7 protein-coding genes are annotated in these 24,501 nt (G+C 55.3%); 3 read left to right on the top strand and 4 right to left on the bottom strand.

All coding sequences use genetic code 11. From position 1 onward, the window contains the following. The 4 genes from I4V53_RS06680 to I4V53_RS06665 form a co-directional block, all read right to left on the bottom strand. The coding region (locus tag I4V53_RS06680) for an NPCBM/NEW2 domain-containing protein (protein ID WP_195984766.1) at window positions 1–5,615 on the bottom strand (5,615 nt) is incomplete at its 3' end. A gap of 336 nt (window positions 5,616–5,951) precedes the next feature. After that, a complete protein-coding gene (locus I4V53_RS06675; protein ID WP_195984764.1) occupies window positions 5,952–7,229 on the bottom strand; it encodes a sensor histidine kinase in 1,278 nt (425 codons plus the stop codon). 1 nt (window position 7,230) lies between these two features. Further along, window positions 7,231–7,932, bottom strand: a complete 702-nt coding sequence (locus tag I4V53_RS06670) for a LytR/AlgR family response regulator transcription factor (protein ID WP_195984762.1) — start codon at window positions 7,930–7,932, stop codon at window positions 7,231–7,233. Window positions 7,933–8,028: 96 nt separating this feature from the next. After that, window positions 8,029–8,262, bottom strand: coding sequence for a hypothetical protein (locus I4V53_RS06665; RefSeq protein ID WP_195984760.1), 234 nt, complete (start codon window positions 8,260–8,262; stop codon window positions 8,029–8,031). Between the two features lie 50 nt (window positions 8,263–8,312). On the opposite strand from I4V53_RS06665, the gene I4V53_RS06660 reads away from it, so the two are divergent. The 3 genes from I4V53_RS06660 to I4V53_RS06650 all read left to right on the top strand — a co-directional run bounded on the left by I4V53_RS06660 (window position 8,313) and on the right by I4V53_RS06650 (window position 24,490). Next, window positions 8,313–15,074 (top strand): glycoside hydrolase family 3 N-terminal domain-containing protein, encoded by a 6,762-nt coding sequence (locus I4V53_RS06660; protein WP_195984758.1) that lies wholly within the window; start codon window positions 8,313–8,315, stop codon window positions 15,072–15,074. 152 nt (window positions 15,075–15,226) lie between these two features. Next, complete coding sequence (locus I4V53_RS06655; RefSeq protein WP_195984756.1) at window positions 15,227–16,462, top strand: ROK family transcriptional regulator; 1,236 nt, start codon at window positions 15,227–15,229, stop codon at window positions 16,460–16,462. Window positions 16,463–17,089: 627 nt separating this feature from the next. Further along, window positions 17,090–24,490: a putative Ig domain-containing protein gene (locus tag I4V53_RS06650; protein ID WP_195984754.1), complete on the top strand. Its 7,401-nt coding sequence runs from the start codon at window positions 17,090–17,092 to the stop codon at window positions 24,488–24,490. Window positions 24,491–24,501: the final 11 nt, after the last annotated feature.

The following is a 24,501-nucleotide window of genomic DNA, read 5'->3' as shown; positions in this document are numbered from 1 at the left end:
TCCGCCGCCGCTTCCCTGATCTCCTTGTCCATCGCGTCCGCGTCGTCATAGACCTCCTGCGCCGCCGCCAGAACCAGTTCATACGCCGCCCAGCTTTCGGCTGTGTAGTCATCCTGCTCCAAAGCAGCCGCAGTGTCCAGCGCTTCCTTCAGGACGGTCTTGTCGCCCTTCGCAAAGCTCAAATGCTGGATGACGTTGAGCAGCTTTGCCCATGCGTTGTCGATGTCCTTCTGCGATGCGTCCGCCTGCGCCTCGACTGCAGCCGCCTTATCGAGCGCCGCATCGAACAGCTTCTGTACAGACGGCACCGCCGCCTTGTATTCATCGCCATCCTTGAGGCTTTCCGCAATCTCGATCACGGTGCGCAGGACCTGCTTATTCACAACAGTGAACGCAAAGTCCAGCGCGGTATCCGCGTTCGGCATCTTGCCGGTATAGGTGTAGGATTCTGTATCTTTCAGGGCCGCCGGTTCCCCGTTCACGGTCACGCCCGCAAACTCTCTGCCCTCCGCCGTGGGGGTGAAGGTCAACGTTACAGCGTCGTCCGCCATAACCGTTGCTTCGTACCTGCCAATCAGGTTGGCAAGCTTGACATCCTCGCCTTCAATGGAAAGCTGGGCGTGCTTCGACGGGAAGATGACGCTGAGGGTGTGCTCCGTTTCCTCCGGTTCCAGCTTCTCCAATGCATGCAGATTGTTTTGCAGAGTGGAAGTCATGGAGACGATTGCTTCCTGCTCCGGCTTGGCTGTGATATATAGCCGGTACGCATCCTGGAAGCTCTTTGCCAGCGTTTCGATACCGGCCGCCTTGTACTGTCCTGCCGTATCGGATTCGATAAAGCGCAGGACGTCCGCCAGCGATTGCAGGAAAGCGTCCCGTTCTGCGTCGGAGGGCGCAGTATAGGGAACCAGCGCGGCGATCGCCGCCTGCAGTTCCTCCGCCGCGTTGTCCACATCTTCCTGCGTCGGCATGGACTGGTCGCGCACCGCTGTCGCTGTCTTCAAAGCCTTCTGCATGGCGGCCCAACTGTCATTTGTGTAGGCGTCCTCGGAACGGCTCTGCGCGTCCGCGATCTGCGCCAGCAGGTCTTTTAAATCAACCGTCGGCGGCTCAACCAGGTCGCCGAAGCCGGACTTCAGGTATTCAAAGTAGTCCAGGCCGAATTTGCCGATGGGCTCCAGACGGATGATGTGTTCGCCCTCTTCCAGAATAGGGGAGACCCATACGCGCTTGTAACCCTGCTTCGTTTTGTCCTCTTCTTTGTTGTGGATTACGCCCAGCAGCACATCGTCGATGTAGACTTTTGCGCCGACTTGACTGCCGTCTGCCTTTGCGCCCACACAGACCTGAAGGCCTGTAAAGGTGTAGGAGATGGAAGCGCCCTGCCAGGGGTAGCTGTCGCCGACAAAGGTTTCCGTGCCCTTGTAGGCGCTATTGTCTTTCCAAAGGCCCCAGGTTCCCGTCTTTTTTACACCGTTATCCTCGCCGTCGATTTTGCTCCATGGGGACTCCGTCAGATAAGAGAAATAGTCCACACTGAATTTCCCGGTGGGAACCAGCTTGATGATGTGCGTTCCGTAGGGAAGCAGTTCGGAGCGCCATACCTCATAGTACCCGTTTTTGCCGCCCTGCGCGGAACTGTTGCTGTTGATATGATCTACCAGCTCGCCGTCCAGATAGACGTCCGCACCAACCTGGCTGCCGTCGATTTTGCCGCCCACAGCGGCCTGCGAGCCGGTGAAGGAACAGGAAATGGAAGTATTCTGCCAGGGATAGCTGTCGCCCACATAGGTTTCCGTGGTCATATAGGCGCCGCTTCCGGGCCAGTTGCCCCAGGAGCCTTCTTTGATGACCGCGGCGTCCTCGCCGTCCACCTTGCTCCATACGTTTTCTTCTTCCGCAGCGGCGGCAAACGCCGCTCTTTTAAGAGAAGAGGAAACAGCAGGAGACACTGACTCGATTTGCATACCGAAGTGTACGGTTTCTGCCAGAAGCTCCAGCGTATTCACGTCGTAGAGGTTCAAGCGCGCTTCGTAACCGTCCGCCGCATCCGTCGGTACGGGAAGTTTCAGAGTCAGGAGTCCGTCCGCCTTTTTGGACAGGCGGTTTTCCTCTTTAACCAGTTTGACCAGCTTTCCTTCCGGATTGTACAGAGCCAGGGACGCGCCATAGATGTTGCTGGCGCCGTTGTTTTTCAGGGAAAGATATGCTTCAAAGGTTTTACCGGCTTCCAGCCCCTGTGTATTGCTGGACATGGACACAATATAACCGGAATCCGGATTCGTCATATTGCGGACGGCGCCCAGGAGCTTTGCGTCCGCCCAGTCGGTGTGGTCGTTGGAGTTTACGCCGTTTGCGTCGGTGACCAGGCGCAGCTTTGTGACGCCCCGGATGCTGAGATCGATTTTTTCTGCCTGGCCGCTGGAAATCTGAGCCTCGTATATAAGCTGCTCTTTTGCGTCATCGCCGTTTCCCGCCGTGGCGTAAATACGATAAATTGCGTCGCCGGTTCCGCTTACCTCATCGTCGATGCCGATGACCGCCTGGAACCGGGCGTATCGACCGTCCAGCTCGTATACCGCTTCGCTGTTTGCATGAAGCCCGAGGCCCTTTGCGTATTCCGTACCGGCGATCCGGATGGGGTTGCCTTCAATAGATACGTCGATGCCCGGCGTTTTGCCCGTCCAGCCCTGGGTGATCGGTTTCGCGGGCTGCAGGTCGGAAACATAGACGGAACCGGTCGCATAGGAGAGGTCGGGCTGCTCGTCCGGCATGGGACCCTGTGTGGAGTCCACCGCGTAGACCGCCGCTTCCGTCAGGAACGCGTGCTTGTCCTCCGGCACACCGGTAAAGACCACGCGCACAAATCGCGCGTATGTACCGGGCAGGCTCTCTTCATACGGGCGGTTTTTCACCGTGTCCGCGTCATAGGAGACGACTTCCGTCCAGGGGCCGTTTTTGTCGCCGCTGACTTCCAGCCGGTACGGGTACGGATCGCGGTCAAAGGAAAGCTTTACTTTGTAAAGCAGTGGACTCTGCTCCAAATCCTGCATCCAATATTCGCCGGAGCCTGCGTTTTTCGCCACCCAGGAAGTGGTCATGTCGCCGTCGTTTGCCAGTTTGGCGTCACCGCTGCTGGAGAAGGTGGGCCGGTTTGCAGAGAAGCTGACGCCGCCGTAAGTACCCGGGTCTTCAATCTTCGGCGTGTTGTCCCTGCTGCCGCTTTCCATAAAGCCGTCGGGTTCGTCGCCGGTCTCATCCCCAGTGACGTCCTTTGTCACAACGGTGATTTCCACCGGTTCCAAATCGGCCGCCGTGGCTTGGATGATGGTGGTTCCGGCATAGAAGGAGCGGAACTCGATCGCGCCCTTGCCGTCTCGCAGAGTGTTGCCGCTTTTCAGCGTAAAGATTTTACCGATTGGGAACACGCCGGGGCCGTCCAACACTTCCAACGTTACATTGGCGTTTTGATTGACCCAATTGCCGTCTTTGTCGCGCATGGTAACAATTAAGTGCGTATCCGCCGTGCCGTCGTTTGAAATGGTGTCCTGGGACAGTTCCAGCGTCAGGTGGTCTGCTTCTCCGTCGATGGAGAATTCGGCGGGCACGCCGGTGTAGGTTTCGCGGTACCAATACCACGCCTTGAGCGGGAGCCTGCTGTAATCGATAAAGCCCATCTGTGCCAGGCCGGAGCCGAGTACGCTGCCGTGATGGAACGCGCACCATAACGCCAGGCCGGAGCGGTTGCCCTTAAGAGTATAATCATAAATATTGCCGCCGTTCTGCATGTGATCAAAATAGGGCCGGAACTGGTCGCCGGATTCCCCGCGGTTGGCCGTGTGGGAACCGTATTCGGAGGCGATGCTGGACATATGGTAGGTGTCGAAGCTGCCGCCGTCTCCGTTGTAGCCCGCCACGTCGCAGACGTCCAGCGAATCGAAGCTTTGCCGCTGCACGCCGCCCATCGCCGCTTTGCGGGTGGGGTCAAGTTCATGGGCGCGGTTGCGCATCGCGTTGACCAGCGCCTTGCACTTGGCAACCTGGCTGTCAAAGAAAACCTCATTGCCCATACTCCACACGATGACGGAAGGATGATTCCGATGGATGCGGATCATCGCTTCCATCTCCTGCATACAGCTTTCCTCAAACCGGGCTTCGTTTTCTTCATCCTTGGGGTAGGTGGTTCCCTTCCAATCCTGTGCGGTATAGGTGATCTGATTGTCCGGGCGGCTGTTTCCGCCAGCGCCCCAGAAGACCGCTTCGGACCAAAGCATCACGCCGGATTCGTCGCAGGCGGCGGAGAAGGCCGGATCGTGCGGATAATGGGAGCCGCGTATAAAATTCATACCCGCGTCCTTCACCATCTGCACATCGCGTGCGAAGCCTTCATTTGTTACAGCGTCGCCCCATCCGGCATGGTCCTGATGGACGTTCGCTCCAAAAAGCACGGTTTGCTCGCCGTTGAGGAAGAACGCATCCTTCAGGAACTGCACCCAGCGAAAGCCGAGAGGGGAATCAAACAGGTCGACCGCATTGCCGTCCCCGTCATACACCGTGGTGTACACGCGGTACAGGTTGGGGGATTCCGGGCTCCAGAGTTTGACGTCCTGGATATAGTCGCTCTTTGTGTCCACAACCGCCGTGCTGTTGGCTGCGACAATCACCGGATCAGAGGCGAAGGACGCCACCAGCGTGTTGTCGGAGACGTCGACGACCTCCTGCTTGACGACGACGGTTTTCGCCGTATCAGAATCGTTTTCCACCTCCGTCTGCACCCGCACGTCGGAACGCTTCTGCGCGATGTTTTCGCGGATTTCTTCCACCGGCGTGTAGGCGGTTTCGTCAATGTTTTCATAATCGTAATCGATCTGCCCGTCGCCGTCCGCATCCTCGTCAAAGCCGGGGTTGTTCAGCGCGGGCGTGGAGACCGCCGTGCCGTACCATGCGACATGCACCGGGTCCGTCACGTTGAGGTAGATGTCGCGGTAGATGCCGCCGGAGAACTGGTGGTCGCCGCCGCGCGGCGTCTGGTCGGGCCGCCAGAGGTTGTTGACGCGGACCGCGATCGTGTTTTCCCCCGCGTGCAGCAGGTCTGTGATGTCAAAGGTAAAGCCGGTGTAGCCGCCAAGGTGGCTGTCCGCCGCTTCACCGTTGATAAAGACCTCCGTTTCAATAAAGGCGCCTTCAAATTCAATGCTGACGCGTTTGCCGCCGGCCAGCCACTCCTCAGGCACCTGAAATTCTTTGCGGTACATGCCGTAGCCGACAAAGAAACTGGTTTCCATATTGTAGGGGATGCTGAAGCTGTGCGGCAATCCCACGTCCACCCACTCAGAATCGTCAAAATCCGGCGCAGCCGCCCCGCCAAAATCCGGCGCGGAAGGATTCTCCGCTGTTACGGTTTTTGACTGAAACTTCCATTCCCGGTTAAAGTTCAAATGCTGCCGGGCTGTTTCGGCAGGCGTGTATTCCTCCCCGATGGAGGCACCGGAGGAAAGCACCGCTTCCCTGCTGACAATTCCTGCCGTGTCTGCGTAGGCCATGTTGGATGAGCATATTCCCATCAGCAGAGACAAGGTCAACAGGCTGGATAGTACTCTTTGAAGCCTTTTCATAACTTTACTTTCTCCTTCACCCAAAAGCGTCATAATCGTTTTTCTTTCTTTATAAAGTCCGCTCGTGTGTTGTTCCTCTTTTACCTGGGTAAATGGGACTGTCCTCCTTTCGTAAATAAATCGTTTTGTCTAATAAAAGAGAGAAATATGGATAACTCCTGTACTAACAATATAAAATTATTTTCAGGCTGTCAACCTTTGCGGAGCCTGTGGTTCAATTGTCCATATTATGGAAACAAACGTCCATAATGGAACGTCCACTTTTTATTCATAACGTAAAACGCCCACTGATACAGTCTGACAGATGTATCAGTGGGCGTTTTTAGTCTGTACAATTCAGGACGCCAGAACGGAGGCGTCTGAGGCTCCCATCGGGAGGGTCACCCCGGCGATAACGTGACCGTCCTCAAATGTGAACCGGAACTGCCCTTCATGCTTTTTGGCCAGGTCGCGGACAATTTGAATACCGATCCCGTGCTGCTCCGGATTTTCCTTGGTGGTTGCCAGCTCCGGGTTTTTTTCACGCGGATCGCAGGGATACCGGTTGGATACTTTTATCCACAGACAGCCTTTGGCCGCTTTGACCTCCACACGGATGTCTTTTACCGGGAGGTGCTCCGACGCTTCGACCGCGTTGTCGATCAGGTTGCACAGGATGGCGCACAGGTCCTCCGCCGGCAGCTCGACCTTCTGGGAAAGCAGGACCTTCATATCAACCGGGATACCCTTCATCGAGCACTGGGCGCTTTTGGTATTCAGCACCGCGTCCAGGACCGGGCAGCCGGTCTGCATGACCTGCTTGAGCAGCAGGCGGGGATCGTTCAGCTGGCTGAAATAGGCGCTCAGCGCCTCGTAATCCCGCTGGTCCAGCAGCGCCTGCATGTAAAGCATGTGGTTTTTTAAATCGTGCCGCAGTTCCCGCAGCTCGCGGTACATGGTCTCAATATCCTTCCAGCTGTTGATCTGCATGCTCAGCTGGTTATTGGCCAGCTCAAAATAGACCTTCCTGCCGTAATCCTGGAGCAGCTTGCTGTAGGTGCAGTACAGCGCCAGATAGAGGACCAGCAGCCACAGATTATTTAATGCGTCCAGCCGCAGGAACAGAGTGGTGAAGCGGATTGTGAGCGTGACAACGATCGCAAGGAACATCAGAAAGTAGTAATTGCGCGGCAGGGTATATTCCGCATGGATGGGAAACCGCACCATCAGGAACAGCACGACAGCCAGCATGCCTTTTGTCAGCAGCAGGTAAATCAACTGCGAATGGGAAGGAAGATTTGAGTAAAGCTGTGTGCCGATAAAAAGATGGATTTCAATCAGAACATTGATTAAGACAATGGCAGTCAATCCCTTGCAGGCCAGATTGCCGCACAAAAGAAGGCAGAACAGCAGGCCGCCCACGGCCAGTACGGAAAAATACAACGTAAAATTGGGCGTAGAAAAATATTCCGTGCTGGGATCCAGCCGGAATAGCCCGATGGACAGTAACGCCAACAGGTATTTGACGCTTTTCAGCCATGGCGTGTCCCAACGGAATTTGTAGTTTCGCTCCAACAGCCAGAACAGGGAAAATGCTTCCAGATACAGGTTGGACCAGCGGCAAAAGATTTCCATTTCAAATCACCCGTTCCAATTCTTCCATCACCTGTTCCAGGCGGTATTTGCTAAGAGGGATGGATTCTCCGGTGGTTAAAACAACTTCCCGTTTGTTGACGCAGGCGATGAAGCGCGCGTTGACCAGGTATCCCTTGTGGACGCGGATAAAGCCGTATTCAACCAAAAGCGCCTCCAGATCTCTGAGCCTGTAACGGATTTCCACCAGGCCCTGCAGGGTAAAGAGTTTCTGGATTTTATCGCTGCTTTCAATATATAGGATTCTGTAAGGGGCAATCCGATAGATTTCCTTGCCGTTGTCGATCTGCAATTCCGTCTGGCGTTTTTCCAGCTCCGAGATAATTGCCGGTATGCACTCCTCCAGATCCTGGTAGAAATGGCCTTTTCGGATAAACCGAAAGGGCGTCACCTGAAAGGATTCAAAGACCAGCTCCTCATGGCTGGAGACGAAGACGATCAGCACGTCGTCCGCGATTTTGCGCAGCTGGCGTCCCAGCTCGATCCCATTCATGCCCGGCATGCTGATGTCCAAAAACAGCAGGTCAAAGCAGTTGTTGGCGGCAATATGTTCCATCAGCATGTCCGGCCTCTGGAAGCGCTCGACCTCCACGGAGCGGCGGTAATGCTGGAAGGCAGCGCGCACCTGTTCCGAATAAAGGTTCAGGGCCGCGCGTTCATCGTCGCAGTACGCGATCGAAATCATAAAACCCCACCCTTTCACATGAATTCATATGGTCCGTTTGCAGCTTTCCTGCCCTTTGACGCGTGCCTCCGATCCGATGGCCGAACGGCAGGCGTATCAGAAATCATTATCAGCATATCGGAAAATGCATGGAAAGTCAATGTAACAGGGAAAGATTGTTGTTAAAATCCACAAAACGAGACGTTCTCCGGCAGGTGTCGGAATCCATTTGCGCCCCATATCGACTTTACGCGCATAATTATTGATTTGATTTGGATAATTTGGTAGGTTAAGTATCAAGGAAAACAACACTGACAAAAAAGCAGACGGAGGTGATTCTTTTTTATCCATTCATATGACCCCTTGAAACGAAGAACCAGAAAGAAAAAGGAGGAGCAAGCATGAACAAAAATAGGATTCTTTCCTTTTTGATTGCAGCGGCCCTGTTAGGGACAACGGTTGCGGCGCCAATCGGCGAAGCGCAGGCCGCGCAGCAGGAGGAAAAGAAGGTCGTCTCCATGGGAACGGATTTCACCAACGTGGAGGTTCCCAACAGCACCTATGAGTACTACAAAGACGTTCTCTATGTGGAAAACGAGGGCGGCGCAACCCTTTCGCATTCATCCGCTTCCAATGTGGACATCCTTTACGAAGAGGCCTCCGGCTATTACTTCAAGGATTTAAACCAGAACGGCAAGCTGGACGATTACGAGGACTGGCGTCTTTCCAGTTTAGACCGTGCGAAGTCTCTGGCGGCACAGCTCAGTACGGAACAGCGGCTGGCGCTGATGACCCATGGTTCCACCGGCAAGACCAAGGAAGGGATGAAGGACGGAACACGCTTCAACCTGACCAGAAGCACCTCGGCCGCCGACGTGATGGCGGAGGAAAACAACAAGCTGCAATACTGGGCGGAGGACACGCCGGAGATGTTCGGTATTCCGGTTGTGACCAGTACCGACCCGCGTCACACGGGTATCGTCGATTCCGGAACCATTGAAACAACAGAACCGGGCGGCACCGTTTCCAAATGGCCCAACAACATGGGCATCGCGGCTACGTTTGACGCAGACACCGCAGCTGAATACGGCGCTGTGACCGCCGCGGAATATCGCGCGATCGGCATTCAGATGATGCTTGGCCCGCAGATGGACCTCATCACGGAACCCAGATGGTCCAGAAACAGCAGCACTTTTTCGGAAGACCCGGAGCTGAACGCGGATATGGCCAGCGCCTTTATCGAGGCCATGCAGACCGATTCCGACTATGAGAAGAGCGACTGGGGCGTTGATACGGGCTGGGGTACCGGCAGCGTTGCTACCATCGCAAAACACTGGCCCAGCGGCGGTACCGGCGAATTCGGCTTTGACGCCCATAAGGATGACGGCAAGTTCGGCGTTTATCCGGCGGGAAATTTTGAAACCATCCTGCAATACTTTGTAAAGGGCGCGGGCTTCGCGGAGGAGTACAAGGGAACCACCAAACAGTCCGCCGGCGTGATGCCGTACTACACGATCCCGTTCGATCAGGATCCGAGCGGCAAAAACGTGGCAAACGGTTTCAGCAAATACATTGTGCAGCAGCGCTTGCGCGAGGACCTGAATTATGACGGCCTTGTCTGCACAGACTGGAAAATTCACGGCAGCCACGAGGGCATGGGCGGCGCGGACACCCCGTGGGGCCTGGAGCCCGGCAAGGGCTATGACCGTCCCTACCGCGTTTTGGCCAGCATGCTGGCGGGCGTGGACCAGATGGGCGGCCTGGACAGCGATACATATGTAGCGGAAGATATGATGGCGGCCTATGAGATGGGCGCCAACGGCAGCGAGGAGTACGGGATTGAGGCCCTTGGAGAGGACTTCATGGACGAGCTGACCGAAGCTTCCGCCACCCGCATCCTGAAGGTCATGTTTAACCTGGGCCTGTTTGAAGATCCGTATGCGGACCCGGATTATGCGAAGTCCTTTGTTGGTTCTTCGGAGCTGAACGCGGACGCGTATGAGACGCATAAGAACGCCGTGATCATGGCGAAAAACTCCGACAGCACCCTGCCGCTCAAAGCGGAAGACGGCAAAAAGCTGACCGCTTATATCCCGCTGAAGGAATCGACCAGCGGCGGCTGGTGGGGTCCTGCCACCACCACTGTCTCGGCGGTGTTAGACCTCGATACAACGCAGAGATATTATAACGTTTCCGATACATTGGTAGCGGCGGCCGAAAACGGCGAGATGCCGACCGATGAGGCGAAGAAACAGGCGGCGGATGAGGCCGACTTTGCCATTATCAAGCTGGATTCTCCCAGCATGGCGATGGAGTACACGGACGGACGCCCGCAGAACCTGACCTATGGCGAGTACACCGCGGATGCCATGCGTGAAACCAGCATCGGTTACGATTGGTATCATGCGGACGGTACCCTGGTACAGTACAATGAGACGCCGGACGAGTCCAAGGGCGACTATAAATCCAACCGTTCCAGAAAGGGCAATACCCATGCGGGTACGCCGGAAAATCTGGAAATGATCCAGGAGACGGTGGAGCTGATGGGCGATAAGCCGATTATCTTCATCCTCGGCATGGAGAACCCGATGGTCGTCTCTGAATTTGAGCCGGTTGTGGACGCATTGCTGATTGGCACAAGCGTTTCCCCGGACGCGTTCCTGGAAGTGATCTCCGGACAGAGCGAGCCGAGCGGCCTGCTGCCGGTCAATATGCCGGCCAGCATGGAAGCGGTGGAAACCGCCTATGAAGACGGATACCACGACATGGAGGTCTATAAGGACAGCGACGGCAATGCCTATTGCTTCGGATTCGGCCTGAATTGGGACGGCCAGATTTCCGACGAACGCACCGCGAAGTACACGGACATCGGCGACCCGAAGCTGGAAAAGACCACCTTCCCGGATACATACGGTGAGAAATACATGGTGGTTGAAAGCCAGGAAATCCGCGATGAAAAAGTGGATGCGCTTATCAACAGCATGACAGCAGAGGAGAAATTTGCCCTGCTGGGCGGCGGCGCAAACGGCACGGTTGCGGATGCAGGCACCCTGACGGGCGTTCCGAGATTGGGCGTTCCGCAAATGCGTATGTTTGACGGACCGGCCGGCGTTACCTCCATTTACGATACGACGAACCCGCCGATTGAGCAGATGCTGGGTTCTACGTGGAGCACGGATCTCTCCTATGATTACGGTAAGATCAGCGGTTCGGAGAACAGAGCGATTTCCGGCAGCGTACAGCTGGGCTCCCAGTTTGACATTACCCGCACGGCGCATTTCGGACGCAGCAAGGATCAGATTGGCGAGGACCCGTACCATGTTTCCCGCATGGCGGTCAGCGAGACCGAGGGCATCCAGGACCAGAACGTTATGGCGACCCTGAAGCACTTCGCCGTGTTTGCGCAGGACAGCACGCCCGGCGGCGCGGTCGATGTACAGGTCGACGAGCAGACTCTGCACGAGATTTACCTTGCCCCGTTTGAAGCGGCGGTGAAGGAGGCGGACGCGGCGGCGATTATGTCCTCCTACAACGGCGTAAACGGCGCGTGGGCTTCCGCCAGCAGCGAGCTGCAAATTGATATTCTGCGCGATATGTGGAACTATGACGGCCTCACCATGACGGATTGGGGCGGCAACCACAGCTACACGCTGGACAAGGGCACCGATATTGAGATGCCTTCCGCCAGCAACAACAACCAGAAGAACACCGAAGAGAAGATTGCCAACGGTGAAATGACCTGGGACGATGTGGACGAGGCGGCCCGCCACGTACTCAACGGCTATGGCAAGGTTGGTTATCTGTACCTGGTCGAACTGGACGGCAGCGGCTATGTCAAGGAAGAGCCGGGCCGCACCGATCCGATCAAGCTGGTGGACACCTATGAAGAAAAAGTGGAAGACGGCCTGCTGACAGAGAACCAGGAAATCGCGCTGGAAGTGGCAGAAAAGGGCGCCGTTCTGCTGAAGAACGACAATGAGGCTCTGCCGCTGAATGCTGCGGATTCCTCCATCGGCATGATTGGCCTGGGCGCGGTCAACCCGATTGCGGGCGGCGCCGGACAGGAGCGTTCTTTCGGAACCCTGAGCCGCATGGTCAGTCCGTACGACCGCATGATGGAAATCGCGGGCAGCGATGCAAATATTGAAGCAACAGCGGGTCTCGACATTGTGGGAACCGCGATCCCGGCGGAAAACCTGTATCAGGATGAAAACGGCGAAACAAACGGCGTTGTGCGCACCTACGGTGTTGCCGGCGGCGGTGGCGGCGGATTCCCCGGTGGATTCCCCGGCGGCGGCTCCAGCGAGACGCTGATGGACGGCCATGAGCTGGGTGAGTTTGCAAATATCGACAGCCAGGTGGATTTCACCACCGGCACAAAGACCTATAAAAACGGCCCGGACGGCAGCGCCTTTGAAAAGGGTGCGGCTTACACTTGGGAAACCTATGTGAAAGCGCCGGAAGATGGACAGTATACCCTTGTGTTCTCCGGAATCGGCGGCACAGGCAACGCAAAAATCACCGTCGACGGCAAAGAAACAAGCATCGGCAGCCTGACGCTCCGCGAGGGTACCCAGTGGCCTTGGAACAATGTCATTTGCAGCCCGACCGGCATGAATATCAGCAATGCAAATGTGACGCTGGAAGCCGGCAAACTGTATAAGGTGAAGGTCACCGGCGTCGCATCCATGGACTTGAAAGACCTGCAGATCAGCCTGGGATGGATCACTCCGAGCCAGAAGCAGGCCAACTATGATGAAGCCATCCGCATTGCCAGCGAGAACGAAGACGTCGTGTTCTTTGCATGGAGTTCCACGGGCGCAGAGGGCAATACCATTGAGGCTTGCAGCCTTGCGCTTCCGGATGATCAGGAAGCCCTGCTGCTGGACGTCATCGCAGCGGCAAAAGCGAACGGCAACAAGGTCACAGTCGTTCTGAACAACGGCGGCGCCGTAACGATGGACAAATGGGTTGACAGTGTGGACGCCGTCCTTGAGATGTGGTATCCGGGCCAGGAGGGTGGACTTGCAACCGCAAAAATCCTGCTGGGCGAAGTCAATCCGAGCGGTAAGCTCTCCCAGACCTTTATGAAGCACGACAATGAGACCCCGGTCACCGACAGCCAGGAGCACTTTGAAGAGCGCCTCAAGAAGAGCAGCGAAGTCACCGGCAACGGCGTGGACCAGCCGAAGAATTCCGTTTACTACACCGAAGGCATCATGACCGGCTACCGCTGGTATGACAGCGAGGGCATTGAGCCGCAGTTCGACTTTGGACACGGCCTGTCCTATACCACCTTTGCATACTCCGATATGAAAGTTGCGGAGAACAGCAAGAACGGCTATGACGTTACCTTCACCGTCACCAATACCGGCAGCGTCGCGGGCGACGAGGTCGCACAGGTTTACCTGGGCGCGGCAAAGGTTCCGGACGGCGTCCAGATGGCGGAGCGACAGCTGGCAGGCTTTGCCCGCCTGGAAGACATGCAGCCGGGCGAGTCCCGCGAGGTCAGCATTCAAATTTCCCAGCGTTCCCTGTCCTATTGGAATGCAGCCGGCGAGCTTGTGACCCGCAAGGACGGCACCAAGGACAAATGGACGGTTGCAGAGGGCGAACGCGCCATTATGGCGGGCGCCAGCTCCGACAACCTCCCGCTGCAAACCTCCGTCAACGTAAAGGCGCCGGACGAGGAGAAGGACAGCAAGAATCTGTCCGTCCTGTTCAGCACCAACGTGAAGCTCTTTGTCAACGGCGAGGAGCAGAAGATCGCCAATCTGGTTGGAAACTATAAGGGCAGCTTTGCAGAGGGAGAAAGTGTTTCCCTGACATTCAAACCTGCTGTCGAGGGCAGAGAGATCGCAGGCGTGACGGTCAACGGCAAGTCTGTGAACTTCAGCAAAACCGATTCCTTTACTTATACCGTCAAAGCAGGCGAAGCGGGAGAATACACCTTTGCCTTCACCACGGTTGATAAGCAGATTCTGCGCACGGTTATTAAAGCGGCAAATGCCTGCGAGGATGAGATCGAAGACGTTATCCCCAGCGTCTTGGAAAAATTCCAGGCGGCGCTCGACGCGGCGAACACCGTGTACAAAGACAATACCGCTACGCAGGCGGAGATTGACCAGGCATGGAGCGACCTGATCGACGCCATGCATTACCTTTCCTTCAAGACGGGCAGCAAGGCCTATCTGGAATACCTGCTCTCCGTCGCGGAAGCGATCGACACCAGAGACTTTATCGCAGGCGTCACAGCGTTTGAAGACGCATATGAAGCGGCGCAGAAGGTCTATGACGATGCAGACGCCACTGCGGACGAGATCACCGCGGCGGCAAACACACTGGAAGAAGCGCTTCTCGGACTGGTGCGCGGCTCCGCCAAGGATATGCTCCGCACGGTCATCAACAAGGCGGACAGCCTTGATCTGAAGGACTATGTGGAAGCCGGACAGGCAGAATTTGAAGAGGCGCTGGCACAGGCGAAGGAAGTCCTGTACGACGATCAGGCCTCTCAGGAGGAAGTAGAGGCTGCGGCAGACGCGTTGAACGAGGCGATGGAAGCCCTGCGCAAGTTTGCAGACAAGACGGCCTTGAACGCTTTGATCGCAGCTATCGAGAGGATGAATCTGAGCAATTACACCGCGGCTTCCGTTTCCAACCTGAACAATGTTCTTGCAAAGGCGAAGACCATGGCGGCGGACGCTGGTCTGAGCGAGGACGATCAGGCGGAGGTCGACGCGATGACCGCAGGCCTTCAGGATGCAAAGGACGATCTGAAGACCAAGAGCACATCAAGTAAATCCAGCGGTAAATCTTCCGGCAGCTCCAGCGGCAATGTCTACGGCGGAGCTGGCACGGCGGTCGTCGGCGCGGCAGCCACGGCGCAGACAGCGGCAAAGGTCGTCTCCGATACCACCGTGAACTTTACTCTGAAGAGGGGCAGCGCCTACTGCTTCAAGATGACCGTGACAGGCGGCAGTAACCTGACGCCAAACTTTACCGTCGGCAACGGCAGCGTACTCAAGACCCAGTTTGTTGCAAAGATCGGCAACGACTATTATTACAGAGTGTATGCCGTCGGCACACCGGGCCAGAGTACGGGCGTATATACCACGCTGGCCGGCGTTTCCGCTGTCAAGCATTGCACAGTGACAATTGCGTAAGCGTTGCGGTTGATTTCCCTGTTCATTCCTTATCCAAAACACTCTATATCCTTCTTTTATGGATGCGCCCACAGCGGACAGCCGCTGTGGGCGCGTTCCAATGACCAAATGGTTTATATCTGTAACTTTCATCCGGGGAGGTGACCTCAAACATGTATCAAACCAGTGTAAATCAGGAAAAAATCCAGATCATCAACCGCGTCCTGATCCTCAGCCTGATCCGGCAGGAAGGAATCTGTTCCCGCGCGACGCTGGCAAAGCTCTCCGGGCTGCGGCAGGCGACGATCACCAACATCATAGGGGAACTGATCCACTGCGGGCTGGTGGTGGAAACGGGCCTGATCTCCGGGGAACGGAACCGGCGCGCCATCGGCGTGCGGCTGAACGACGAGCGGTTTAAAGTCATCGGCGTGCGGCTGGCGCGGGGAAAGTTCGACATCTGCCTGGCAGGATTGTCCGGCAAACCCCACGGCATATGGAGACACCGGACCGATATAGAGGGAAACCTCCCGTCTTCGCTGCGGGCCGTTCGGTTATCCATACAAGACTTGATTCGGGAACACCCGGACTCCGAAATATTATCCGTCTGTGTCGCCGTTCCCGGCCCTTACCATGAGGGCGAGGATCGTTTGCTTTTTGTGACGGGGATGAACGGCTGGAAGGGCTGTGCCGTGCATGGAACCTTATCGGAAGGACTCTCCGTGCCGCTGCAGGTGATCAACGACGCCAACGCAGGCGCTTTCGCACAGTTCTGGTACAGCGGCGGCGGTGTGGAAGCACAGAATATGGTGTACATCCTGGCCGGTCAGGGGATTGGCTGCGGTATGCTCGTGGATGGAAAGCTCCTGCTGGGACAGCAGAGCATCGCCGGGGAATTCGGACATAGCAGTATTTATTTTGACGGCGCTCCCTGTACCTGCGGCAACCGCGGCTGCCTGGAACAGTATTGCTCTGTAGCGGCGCTGCAGGAACAAATTGTGGAGCAGCTCCGGAACGGCGCTTCCTCCTGCCTGCGCGAAGGCTTTATAACTGTCCCCGCGATTGCCCAGGCGGTGCGCGCCGGCGACCGTGTGGCGTGCGAAGCATACCGGCGGGTATGCGGCCTTTTGGCGATGGGAATTGTCGGACTTATCAACCAGCTGAATCCAGGCAAGATTATCGTTGGGGATCAGCTGGCTGAAATCCATTCGGGTATGATGCTGGATGCGGTAAAGCGGACAATCGACAACAGCGTCAATCCGCTGATTTCCCGAAATATGGCTGTTGAAATAAACCGCCTGAAAGAAAGCCCGTCCCTTTTGGGCGCGGCCGCTTATGCCGCGCAGCAGGCACTGTCCACCCCGGACCTGTTTCTGGCGGCTTCCGCCCGGAATCGGATCGTATCCTAGAAAATAAACAGAAAAAGAAAGCACCTCCTGTTGTAGGATAAAAACTACAGCAGGAGGTGTTGTCATGTCACGGCATGCGGTCGTCGGATTGGTAAACAGCGCCGCTGCATACAGGGAACCGTTAAAGAATAAAATATTATGCCAAATAATAATATTATCTATATAGAATAAAATGATTGACAATTTGTGAGAATTTATATATAGTTTATAATATAATAAGTTAATACAAATAATGATTAAATAGGATGAATGAGAGAAGACCTTTTGTCGAAAAATAATGTTATTTAAAAAGAAGTATTTTAAAAGGAAAGAAACGTTCGTACTGGGCCGATTTATTTAAGCTGAATGGTGCCATACCATTTCCTACATATATAACAGATAAAAAGAGGAGGGCAGGAGGAAAGAACAATTGCAGGAGTTTTTGGAAACAGGAGGAGTTGAAAAGTAATGTTTAAAGGGAGAAAATTTAACATGGCGCTTCAAAAATACGCTGCTTTCAGGCAGCGTGAGGAGAAGCAAGACAGAGAAAGCGTTTCTTTTCCTAAAAAAACAAGTGAAAAACAAAAGTCAAAACAAAAGAGCGGAACAGTAAAACCATTCCAGAGGGCAGTTGCCGCAGTTCTTTCCATGGCGATCCTGGTGGGGTCGGGAGTGACGGCATTCTCCGCGTCCGTCGGGGAAGAAACGAAGCTAGAAGCGGAAAATGGCGTCGTTGTCACAGCGGATGGGGAACCCTACCAGGGCGGGGAGATCGTGATCCAGTCGGACGATACCGCCAGCAATGGGAAGGTCGTCGGCCGTATCGGTGAGAGCTGGGACAACCGGAGTCTGGTATTTGACCATGCGACGGATGTGGAGCGTTCTTCGCTGAAAATCAGGTATACCGCTTCCGACGGCAATTACGGCTTTTTCGACATTTACATCAATGATGAAACAGAACCGTACAGCCTGCCGTTCCATACCTGTGGCGGCTGGTCCATGAGCGTGGGCACGGAGGTTTCGGGCAGTATCGATATTCCAGCCGGCGCAAGAATTCGGATTGCCGCCAGCGGGTACGGCGCAAACATCGATTATATTATTTTAGGCGACGAAAAGGAGCTGCCGACCATTCCAACCAAAAAATCGATTGTGCGCATTGAGGCGGAGTCCGGCTATATTGTAAGCCCCTACACCGGTTTGCGGATAGAGGATCATCAGCCCGCTGGAAACGGGGATGCCAGCGGCGGAAAGTATTATGGAAACCTGGACAATATGGAACGCGGCGTTGTCCTGGAAAATATGACGGATCAGCCCAAAACGGGTATCCTCATTCGTTACACCACCAATAATCCGGACGACGTGTTTCATCTGATCCTGAATGATGCAAAGAATACGGCGTACAATCTTCCCTATAAAAGCACGGGTGGTTGGTCCATAAAAGACAATACGCGCTATGCAACGGGTTGTATGGATATTCCCGCGCATGCAAAGCTGATGATCGTGCCGGGCTTTGGCTGCGATATCGACTATATCGAGCTGAACGACAGCACCTGCGCCGTAAAGATCCCGGAGGGGGAATGGGGAGATACCACCACCGCGTTGGCGCGGGAGCTGGAAACGGAAGGCATTGTACTTGCGCAAAACAACAACCGGATTCTTCCCTTGGACAAAGAAGAAAAAGTGGCTGTTTTCGGCCGCGGCCAGCTTGTGCCGGCAACGGGCGGAAAAGGCTCCGGCGCGATCAACGGCGCGTATACCTCCAGCTTTATTGACGGTTTGACCGCGCTGGGAATCCAGCCTTACCAGGAGCTTTTAGACTATTATAAGGAAAGAGTGAGCTGGTCAAAAATTGATCACGGCTGGAATAAGCAAACCGAGTATCCCGGCCAATGGGGGCAGGAAACATGGTCCGGAACCACCTGGTCCCAATCGGCCGGCCTGAACACGCCGGAAGTGAAGCTGGACGGCGGGGAAGTGACGGAGGACGGTTTGGTGGCGCGCGCGGCGCAAAATGCAAAGAAAGCCGTCGTATTTATCACACAGACGACCGGCGCGGAGGAAATGGATCGGATCAAGCAGAACGGAGACTGGTATTTGGACCCCTCGCAAAGGGTTTTGCTGGATCAGGTTACGGATAAGTTTGACGATGTAGTCGTGATTCTCAGCGTCAACGGGAGCATCGATATGTCCTGGGTCAAGGAATATGACGTCGACGCGGTAATGATTTCCTACGGCGCGGGTTCCCAAAATGGTTTCGCCCTGGCGGACCTGGTCTACGGAGTGGAAAATCCGAGCGGAAAGCTTGCGGATACGATCACGGAGACCTATGAAGAACATCCGACGGCGGACACGTTTGGGTACGTCACCTATCAGGATATGGGCCTGAGCGGTGCGCTGAACCGGACAAAATTTGGGGATAACGATCCGATCAGCACCTATTTGGAAGGCGTCTATATCGGTTACCGGTATTTTGATACGTTTGGAAAAGAAGTCCTGTATCCATTTGGCAGCGGCCTGTCCTACTCTGATTTTGATTTCCAGAATATGTCGGTGTCCCTTGACCAGGAGAACCGGGTGGTCCGTGTGGAAGCGACCATTGTAAATGTGTCGGAAGACGACGCGCTGCCTCCCGGCAAGGAGGTCATGGAGGTATATATCTCCGCACCACAGGGAGAACTGGAGCAGCCCTACCAGAAGCTTCTGGACTTTGAGAAGACGGAAAAGCTGGCAAAGGGAGAAAGCCAGACGCTGGCCCTGTCGATTCCTTTGAAGGACTGCGCCTCCTACAGCGAGGAAAAAGCGGCCTATATCCTGGAGCCGGGGGTTTATTATCTCCGCGTGGGGTCGTCTTCGCGCCAGACGAAGATTGCGGGCGCTTTTTATGTCCCGGAAGAAATCCTGGTGGAACAGCTGGAAAACCGCCTTACGATGTCGGACAACGCAAAAGCGCTTTTTGATCAGAAGGCTTTGAGCAATCAGGGCGCCACGCCGATCTCTTATCCGTCGGAAGAGGATGAGAAAAAAGCTGCGCGTGAAACTGCCGTGACCGTACGTGCGGAAAATGTGGAAACGCGCACGGAGCTTCCGTTGGAGAGGACGGTTTCCTTCCCGGAACGGGGGAAGGACGAGCCGGTCTATACATGGAGCGACGTGCAGTCCGGAGCGGTTTCCGTTGAGAAATTCGTCTCGCAGATGACGGAAGACGAAATGATCATGATGCTTTCCGGAAATACCTGGTTTGGCATGGAACATATTTACTATACGGACGACAGGGAAATTCCTCTGAATTTTGCTTCTAAAAACGGAGGAATCTCCGGCGCAGGGCTCACCAGAAGCATGGAGCGGCTGGGAATTCCGTCTCTGGTATTCGCGGATGGCTCCGCGGGTATCGGCTTCAGCGGGAATATCGGCTGGTCGAGAGCGGCTGCGGTTGGCTGTGTATGGAATAAGGAATTGATCCGGGAATATGCGATTAAGATGGGTAAGGACATGGTGGACATCAACTGTGACGTTTGGCTGGCGCCCAGCATCAACCTCCACCGGAATCCGCTCAACGGCCGGAACAACGAGTATTATTCCGAAGATCCGATTTTATCAGGCCTTTTGGCGGGCGTGGTCGCCGGCGGCGTTTCGGAGAGCGGCGTCACCGTTTGCCTGAAGCACTATGCCGGAAATGACCAGGAATACTATCGAAGGGGACATTACAATAAGAGCACGGAAGCGAGCGGTACCAGTAAAGACGCTTTGAACGTCATTGCGACGGAACGCGCGCTGCGGGAACTGATCTTGAAGCCCTTTGAAATTGCGGTGAAAACCGGAGACGTTAAAAACGTGATGTCGTCGTTCAATCAGCTTAACGGCGAATATGCGGCCTCCAACCATGATTTGCTGACAAAAATCCTGCGGGACGAGTGGGGATTCGACGGATTTGTCGTTACGGATTGGGGCGAGACAGACGCGATTGCCCACGGCGGAGAGATGATGGCGGCGGGCGTTAACGTGATTATGCGCGGCGACCACCAGATGTGGGCGTTCCCTGACCAGATGCGCGAAAGCCTGCGCAGCGGGAAGCTCACGATGCAGCAGCTGCGGACGAACGCCTATGGCTTTGTGAAAAGTCTTTTGGCTAGTTCCCTTTCCAGCATGGATGGGAAACATCGCTTCCGGGAGAAGCTGACAATTCTTTCCACCTCGCTTCCCAACGCCAAGAGCAACGATGAATACGGGAAGATAAAGACGAATCCTCTGGTTGCCGCCGGTGGAAACGGCTCCGAGTACGCATTCAGCGTGGCGCAGAATTCACCTGACGCGCTGCCCGAAGGCCTCACCCTGCGGAAAGACGGAACCCTTTCCGGAAAGGTAAAACCGGGCCAGGAAGGCGAATACCAGATTACCTTCCAGGTACAGGACAACCGGGGAAATACGGATCGGAAAACGTTGGCGTTGACTGTTGTGGGCGAACTCAGCTTTGCGCCGGAGCAGCTGCCGGCCATCGTCAAAGACCGTCCCTACCGGCAGCAGCTGACCGTGAAGGACAGCAGCGGACAGAATGTGGAGGCTGTATTTACCGTGGAGGGCGCGCTTCCCAAAGGCATAACGCTTTCGGAAAGCGGATTGCTGTCCGGTACCTGTACGGAAATCGGAAACGGGTCCTTTGCATTCTCGGTATCGGCAAAATCCATAGACGGAGAAAAAACCGGAGCTCGAGATTATGTCGTACAGGTCATTGAACAGGAAGTCCAGATCGACACCTCGGACGTCGCAGCCGCAGAAGTGGGCGCCAATTACGTGCAGCTGCTGGAGGCCAGCCATGGTATGGGGACCTATCGCTGGAGCGCCAAATATTTGCCGGAGGGCTTTGTGCTGGATGGAAACAGGATTGTTTACGGCCAGTATCGAGACGGCATGTTGTATAAACAGCTTGTGCCGGATTCCCTGACGGGTATCTACCAGTTCACAGTTGCGGTGGAAGATGAGATGGGTCTGACCGATGAAAAGGTGTTTACCCTCCAGGTTGGCGACCCGGAACGGGATCAGTTCATGATGACCCTGGGGAGCCTCGAGGACGGAAAAGCGGGTATCCAGTATGAGAACGTGGCCCTTTCCTCTCAAAATGGGGTTGCCCCAGTATCCTATTTTGTGGATGCCAGCGGGGATTCCCTGCCGGCAGGAATGCAGCTGAGCGAAGACGGCGTGCTGTCCGGTACGCCCGCGTATACATCTGCCGGCGAGTACAGACTCGTCATCAAGGCGGTTGATTCCGGGAACCACACCTGTACGAAGTCCTATTCGCTTTATATTGCAGGAGGATTGACAATCGATCCCGCGCCCCATTCCATATTTGCCGCACAGGAGGGGAGAAGCTTTAAAAAGCAATTTAAAGCTGCCGGCGGCATTATGTTGGAGAAAAAATATGAGCTCCATGAAACCAGTGACGCTCTGCCGGATGGGCTTGTCATGACGGCGGATTCCTCGGCAATGACCATCAGCGGAACGCCGAAAAAGGGGACAGTGGGCGTATATCATCTGGTTTTCCTGATGGATGACGCGTCGTTTTCGGGGAACCCGGTTACGAGTATCGTTCCGTATACCCTGGTGATCGAGCCTTACATGGAAAACGTCGCACTTCATAAGAAAGCGACCGCAAGCTCCTATAATGTGGACGACGATCCGCCTCTTTCGCCGGAGAAAACAGTCGATGGAAAGGATTCCACACGCTGGTGTTCCGACTGGATGCGGGGAGATGTGAACGACGCATGGCTCAAGGTGGATTTGGGAGCTGTTTATGACCTGAATGAGGTGTTTATCCTTTGGGAGACGGCAGTAGCTGCGGAATATCAGCTGCTTGTCTCCGACGATGACATCCATTATAAAGAAGTAGACGTCAACGGCGTCCAGTACAACGGCCTGCGGCACACCTGGAAAATCAACGCTTCCGGGCGGTATATCAAAATGCAGAGTATCAAAGCGGCAACGCCCTATGGCTCTTCCATCTTTGAATTTGAAGTGTACGGTACCCCGCAGGTTCCGCCGGAACAGAAGTACACGGTCTCGTTTGCCGATGGGATTACCAACGGAAACGTAACGGCGAATCCAAAGACAGCGGCGGAAGGGGAAAAGGTTGCGTTGGCAGTCCAGCCGGACGAAGGCTACCGCTTGGTGGAAGGAAGCTTGAAGGCGTTCAGAACGGGCGACAGCAGCACGCTGGTACCGCTGCTCGACAACGCGTTTACAATGCCTGCTTACGATGTTACCGTGGCCGCGCAGTTTGAGAAGATTCCGACGGGAACGGTTGCAGTAACCGGCGTTGCGCTGGATCAAAAGACCCTCTCCCTCAAAACAGGCGATGCGCCCGTACCGCTCACCGCTGCGGTGCTGCCAACGAATGCGACGAACCAAAAGATCACTTGGTCGTCGGATGATCCGAAGATCGCACAGGTGGATCAGAACGGAGCGGTTACCGCCGTTGCAGAAGGAATCGCCGTTATTACCGTTACAACCGAGGATGGGAACTTTACCGATCATTGTTACGTAACAGTGGAAGAAAAACAGGTGGGTTCCCGGACGCTGTCCCTTACCTATAACAGCAGGGATGTGAGCCTTCTGGTAAACGGCGAACCGCAGAAGCTTGCGGACCTGACCGGCAGGTATGTGGCGGAGAATGTAGAAGCGGGAACAGAGATGGAACTGACCTTTGCGCCGCGCATCGAGGGCCGCACGTTCCGTTCCGTCACGATTGGAGACACGGAACCAGTATTGATCGAAGGCGATCAATACACATACTCGGTCACAATGGGCGATCGGGATATGGAGCTCCATTTCGTGTTGGAAGTGGTCGACAAGTCCATTCTGAAGCAGGTTTACAGTTATGCAAAGACCTATATGGAGGATGGATCGGTCGATCAGCTGATCGGCAGCGTGAAAAAGGTGTTCCAAAAGGCCTACAACACAGCAGAAGCAGTGATGGACGACCCGGCTGCCACACAGGCGGAAATCAACAGCGCATGGTCCGGTCTGCTCAATGCAATTCATTATCTGGAATTCAAGCCGGGCGACAAAAGCGCGCTTATGGAGCTGTGTGAAACGCTGAAAAACCTCAAGGAAGAGGATTACCGCGAAAACTGGGCATCGTTTGAAGCGGCGCTCGAAGAAGCGGAACAGGTCTTGTCAGACGACGAGGCCTTGAGCAACGACATCACCGAGGCTTATAACCGGTTGATGGATGCGTTCAACCTGCTTGTACCCGCGGCGGATTTCTCCGAACTGGAAGCGCTCATAGCGCGCGCGGAAGAGATTGCGTCGGAAATCGCGCTGGATAAGTATTTGCCGGACGGGCAGTCGGCGTTTGCGAGCGCGTTGGAAGAGGCGAAGGCGCTGGATAAGAGCGCGTCTCAGGAGGAGATCGACGCAGCGGCCGACCAGCTGATCCGTGCGATGGCCGGCCTGCGGAAGATTCCGAGCAGGGAAGAGCTGAGAGCTTACATTGCAGAACTCGAGCAGTTAGACCTGAACGGCTACACGAGCCGGAGCGTTGCAAATCTGAAAGCGGCTCTGCGCATCGCGAAAGCGGCCGCGGCGGACGAAACCGCAAGTGACAAAACCCTTGCGACTGTGTTCCACGGCCTGCAGGAGGCGGAAAAAGCCTTGAAAAAGTCCGATCCCAAGCCCAGCGGCAAGAAGAGCAGCGGCTCGCTGTTCCATTCCAATTCCTATGGAGCAGCAGGAATTGTCGCTGTGAATCCGCTGCTCGCCGCGGCGCTAAACGTTTCAACGGGAAAGGCCTGTGTGCTGAGCGACACGGTAAACGATTTTGTGCTGAAGCGCGGACAATCATATTGTTTCAAGACCACCGTTGTAAGCGGACACGGGGAGGTCCCAAGCTTCACCGCGGGCAATGGCAGTGTGATTAAGACGCAGTTTGTGACAAAGATTGGAAACGATTTCTATTACAGAGTCTGGGCGATCGGCGCACCGGGTCAGAGCACGGGAGCCTACACCCAAATGCCTGGTCAAGACCCGGTCAAACACTGCACGGTGACCATTGGCTGATTGCTGCCAAT

It is taken from the genome of Clostridium sp. D33t1_170424_F3, assembly GCF_015667585.1.
In the GTDB taxonomy this organism is placed as follows: domain Bacteria; phylum Bacillota; class Clostridia; order Oscillospirales; family Acutalibacteraceae; genus Anaeromassilibacillus.
The sequence above is the reverse complement of the archived record's forward strand: the minus strand, read 5'-3'. Positions and strand labels throughout refer to the sequence as shown.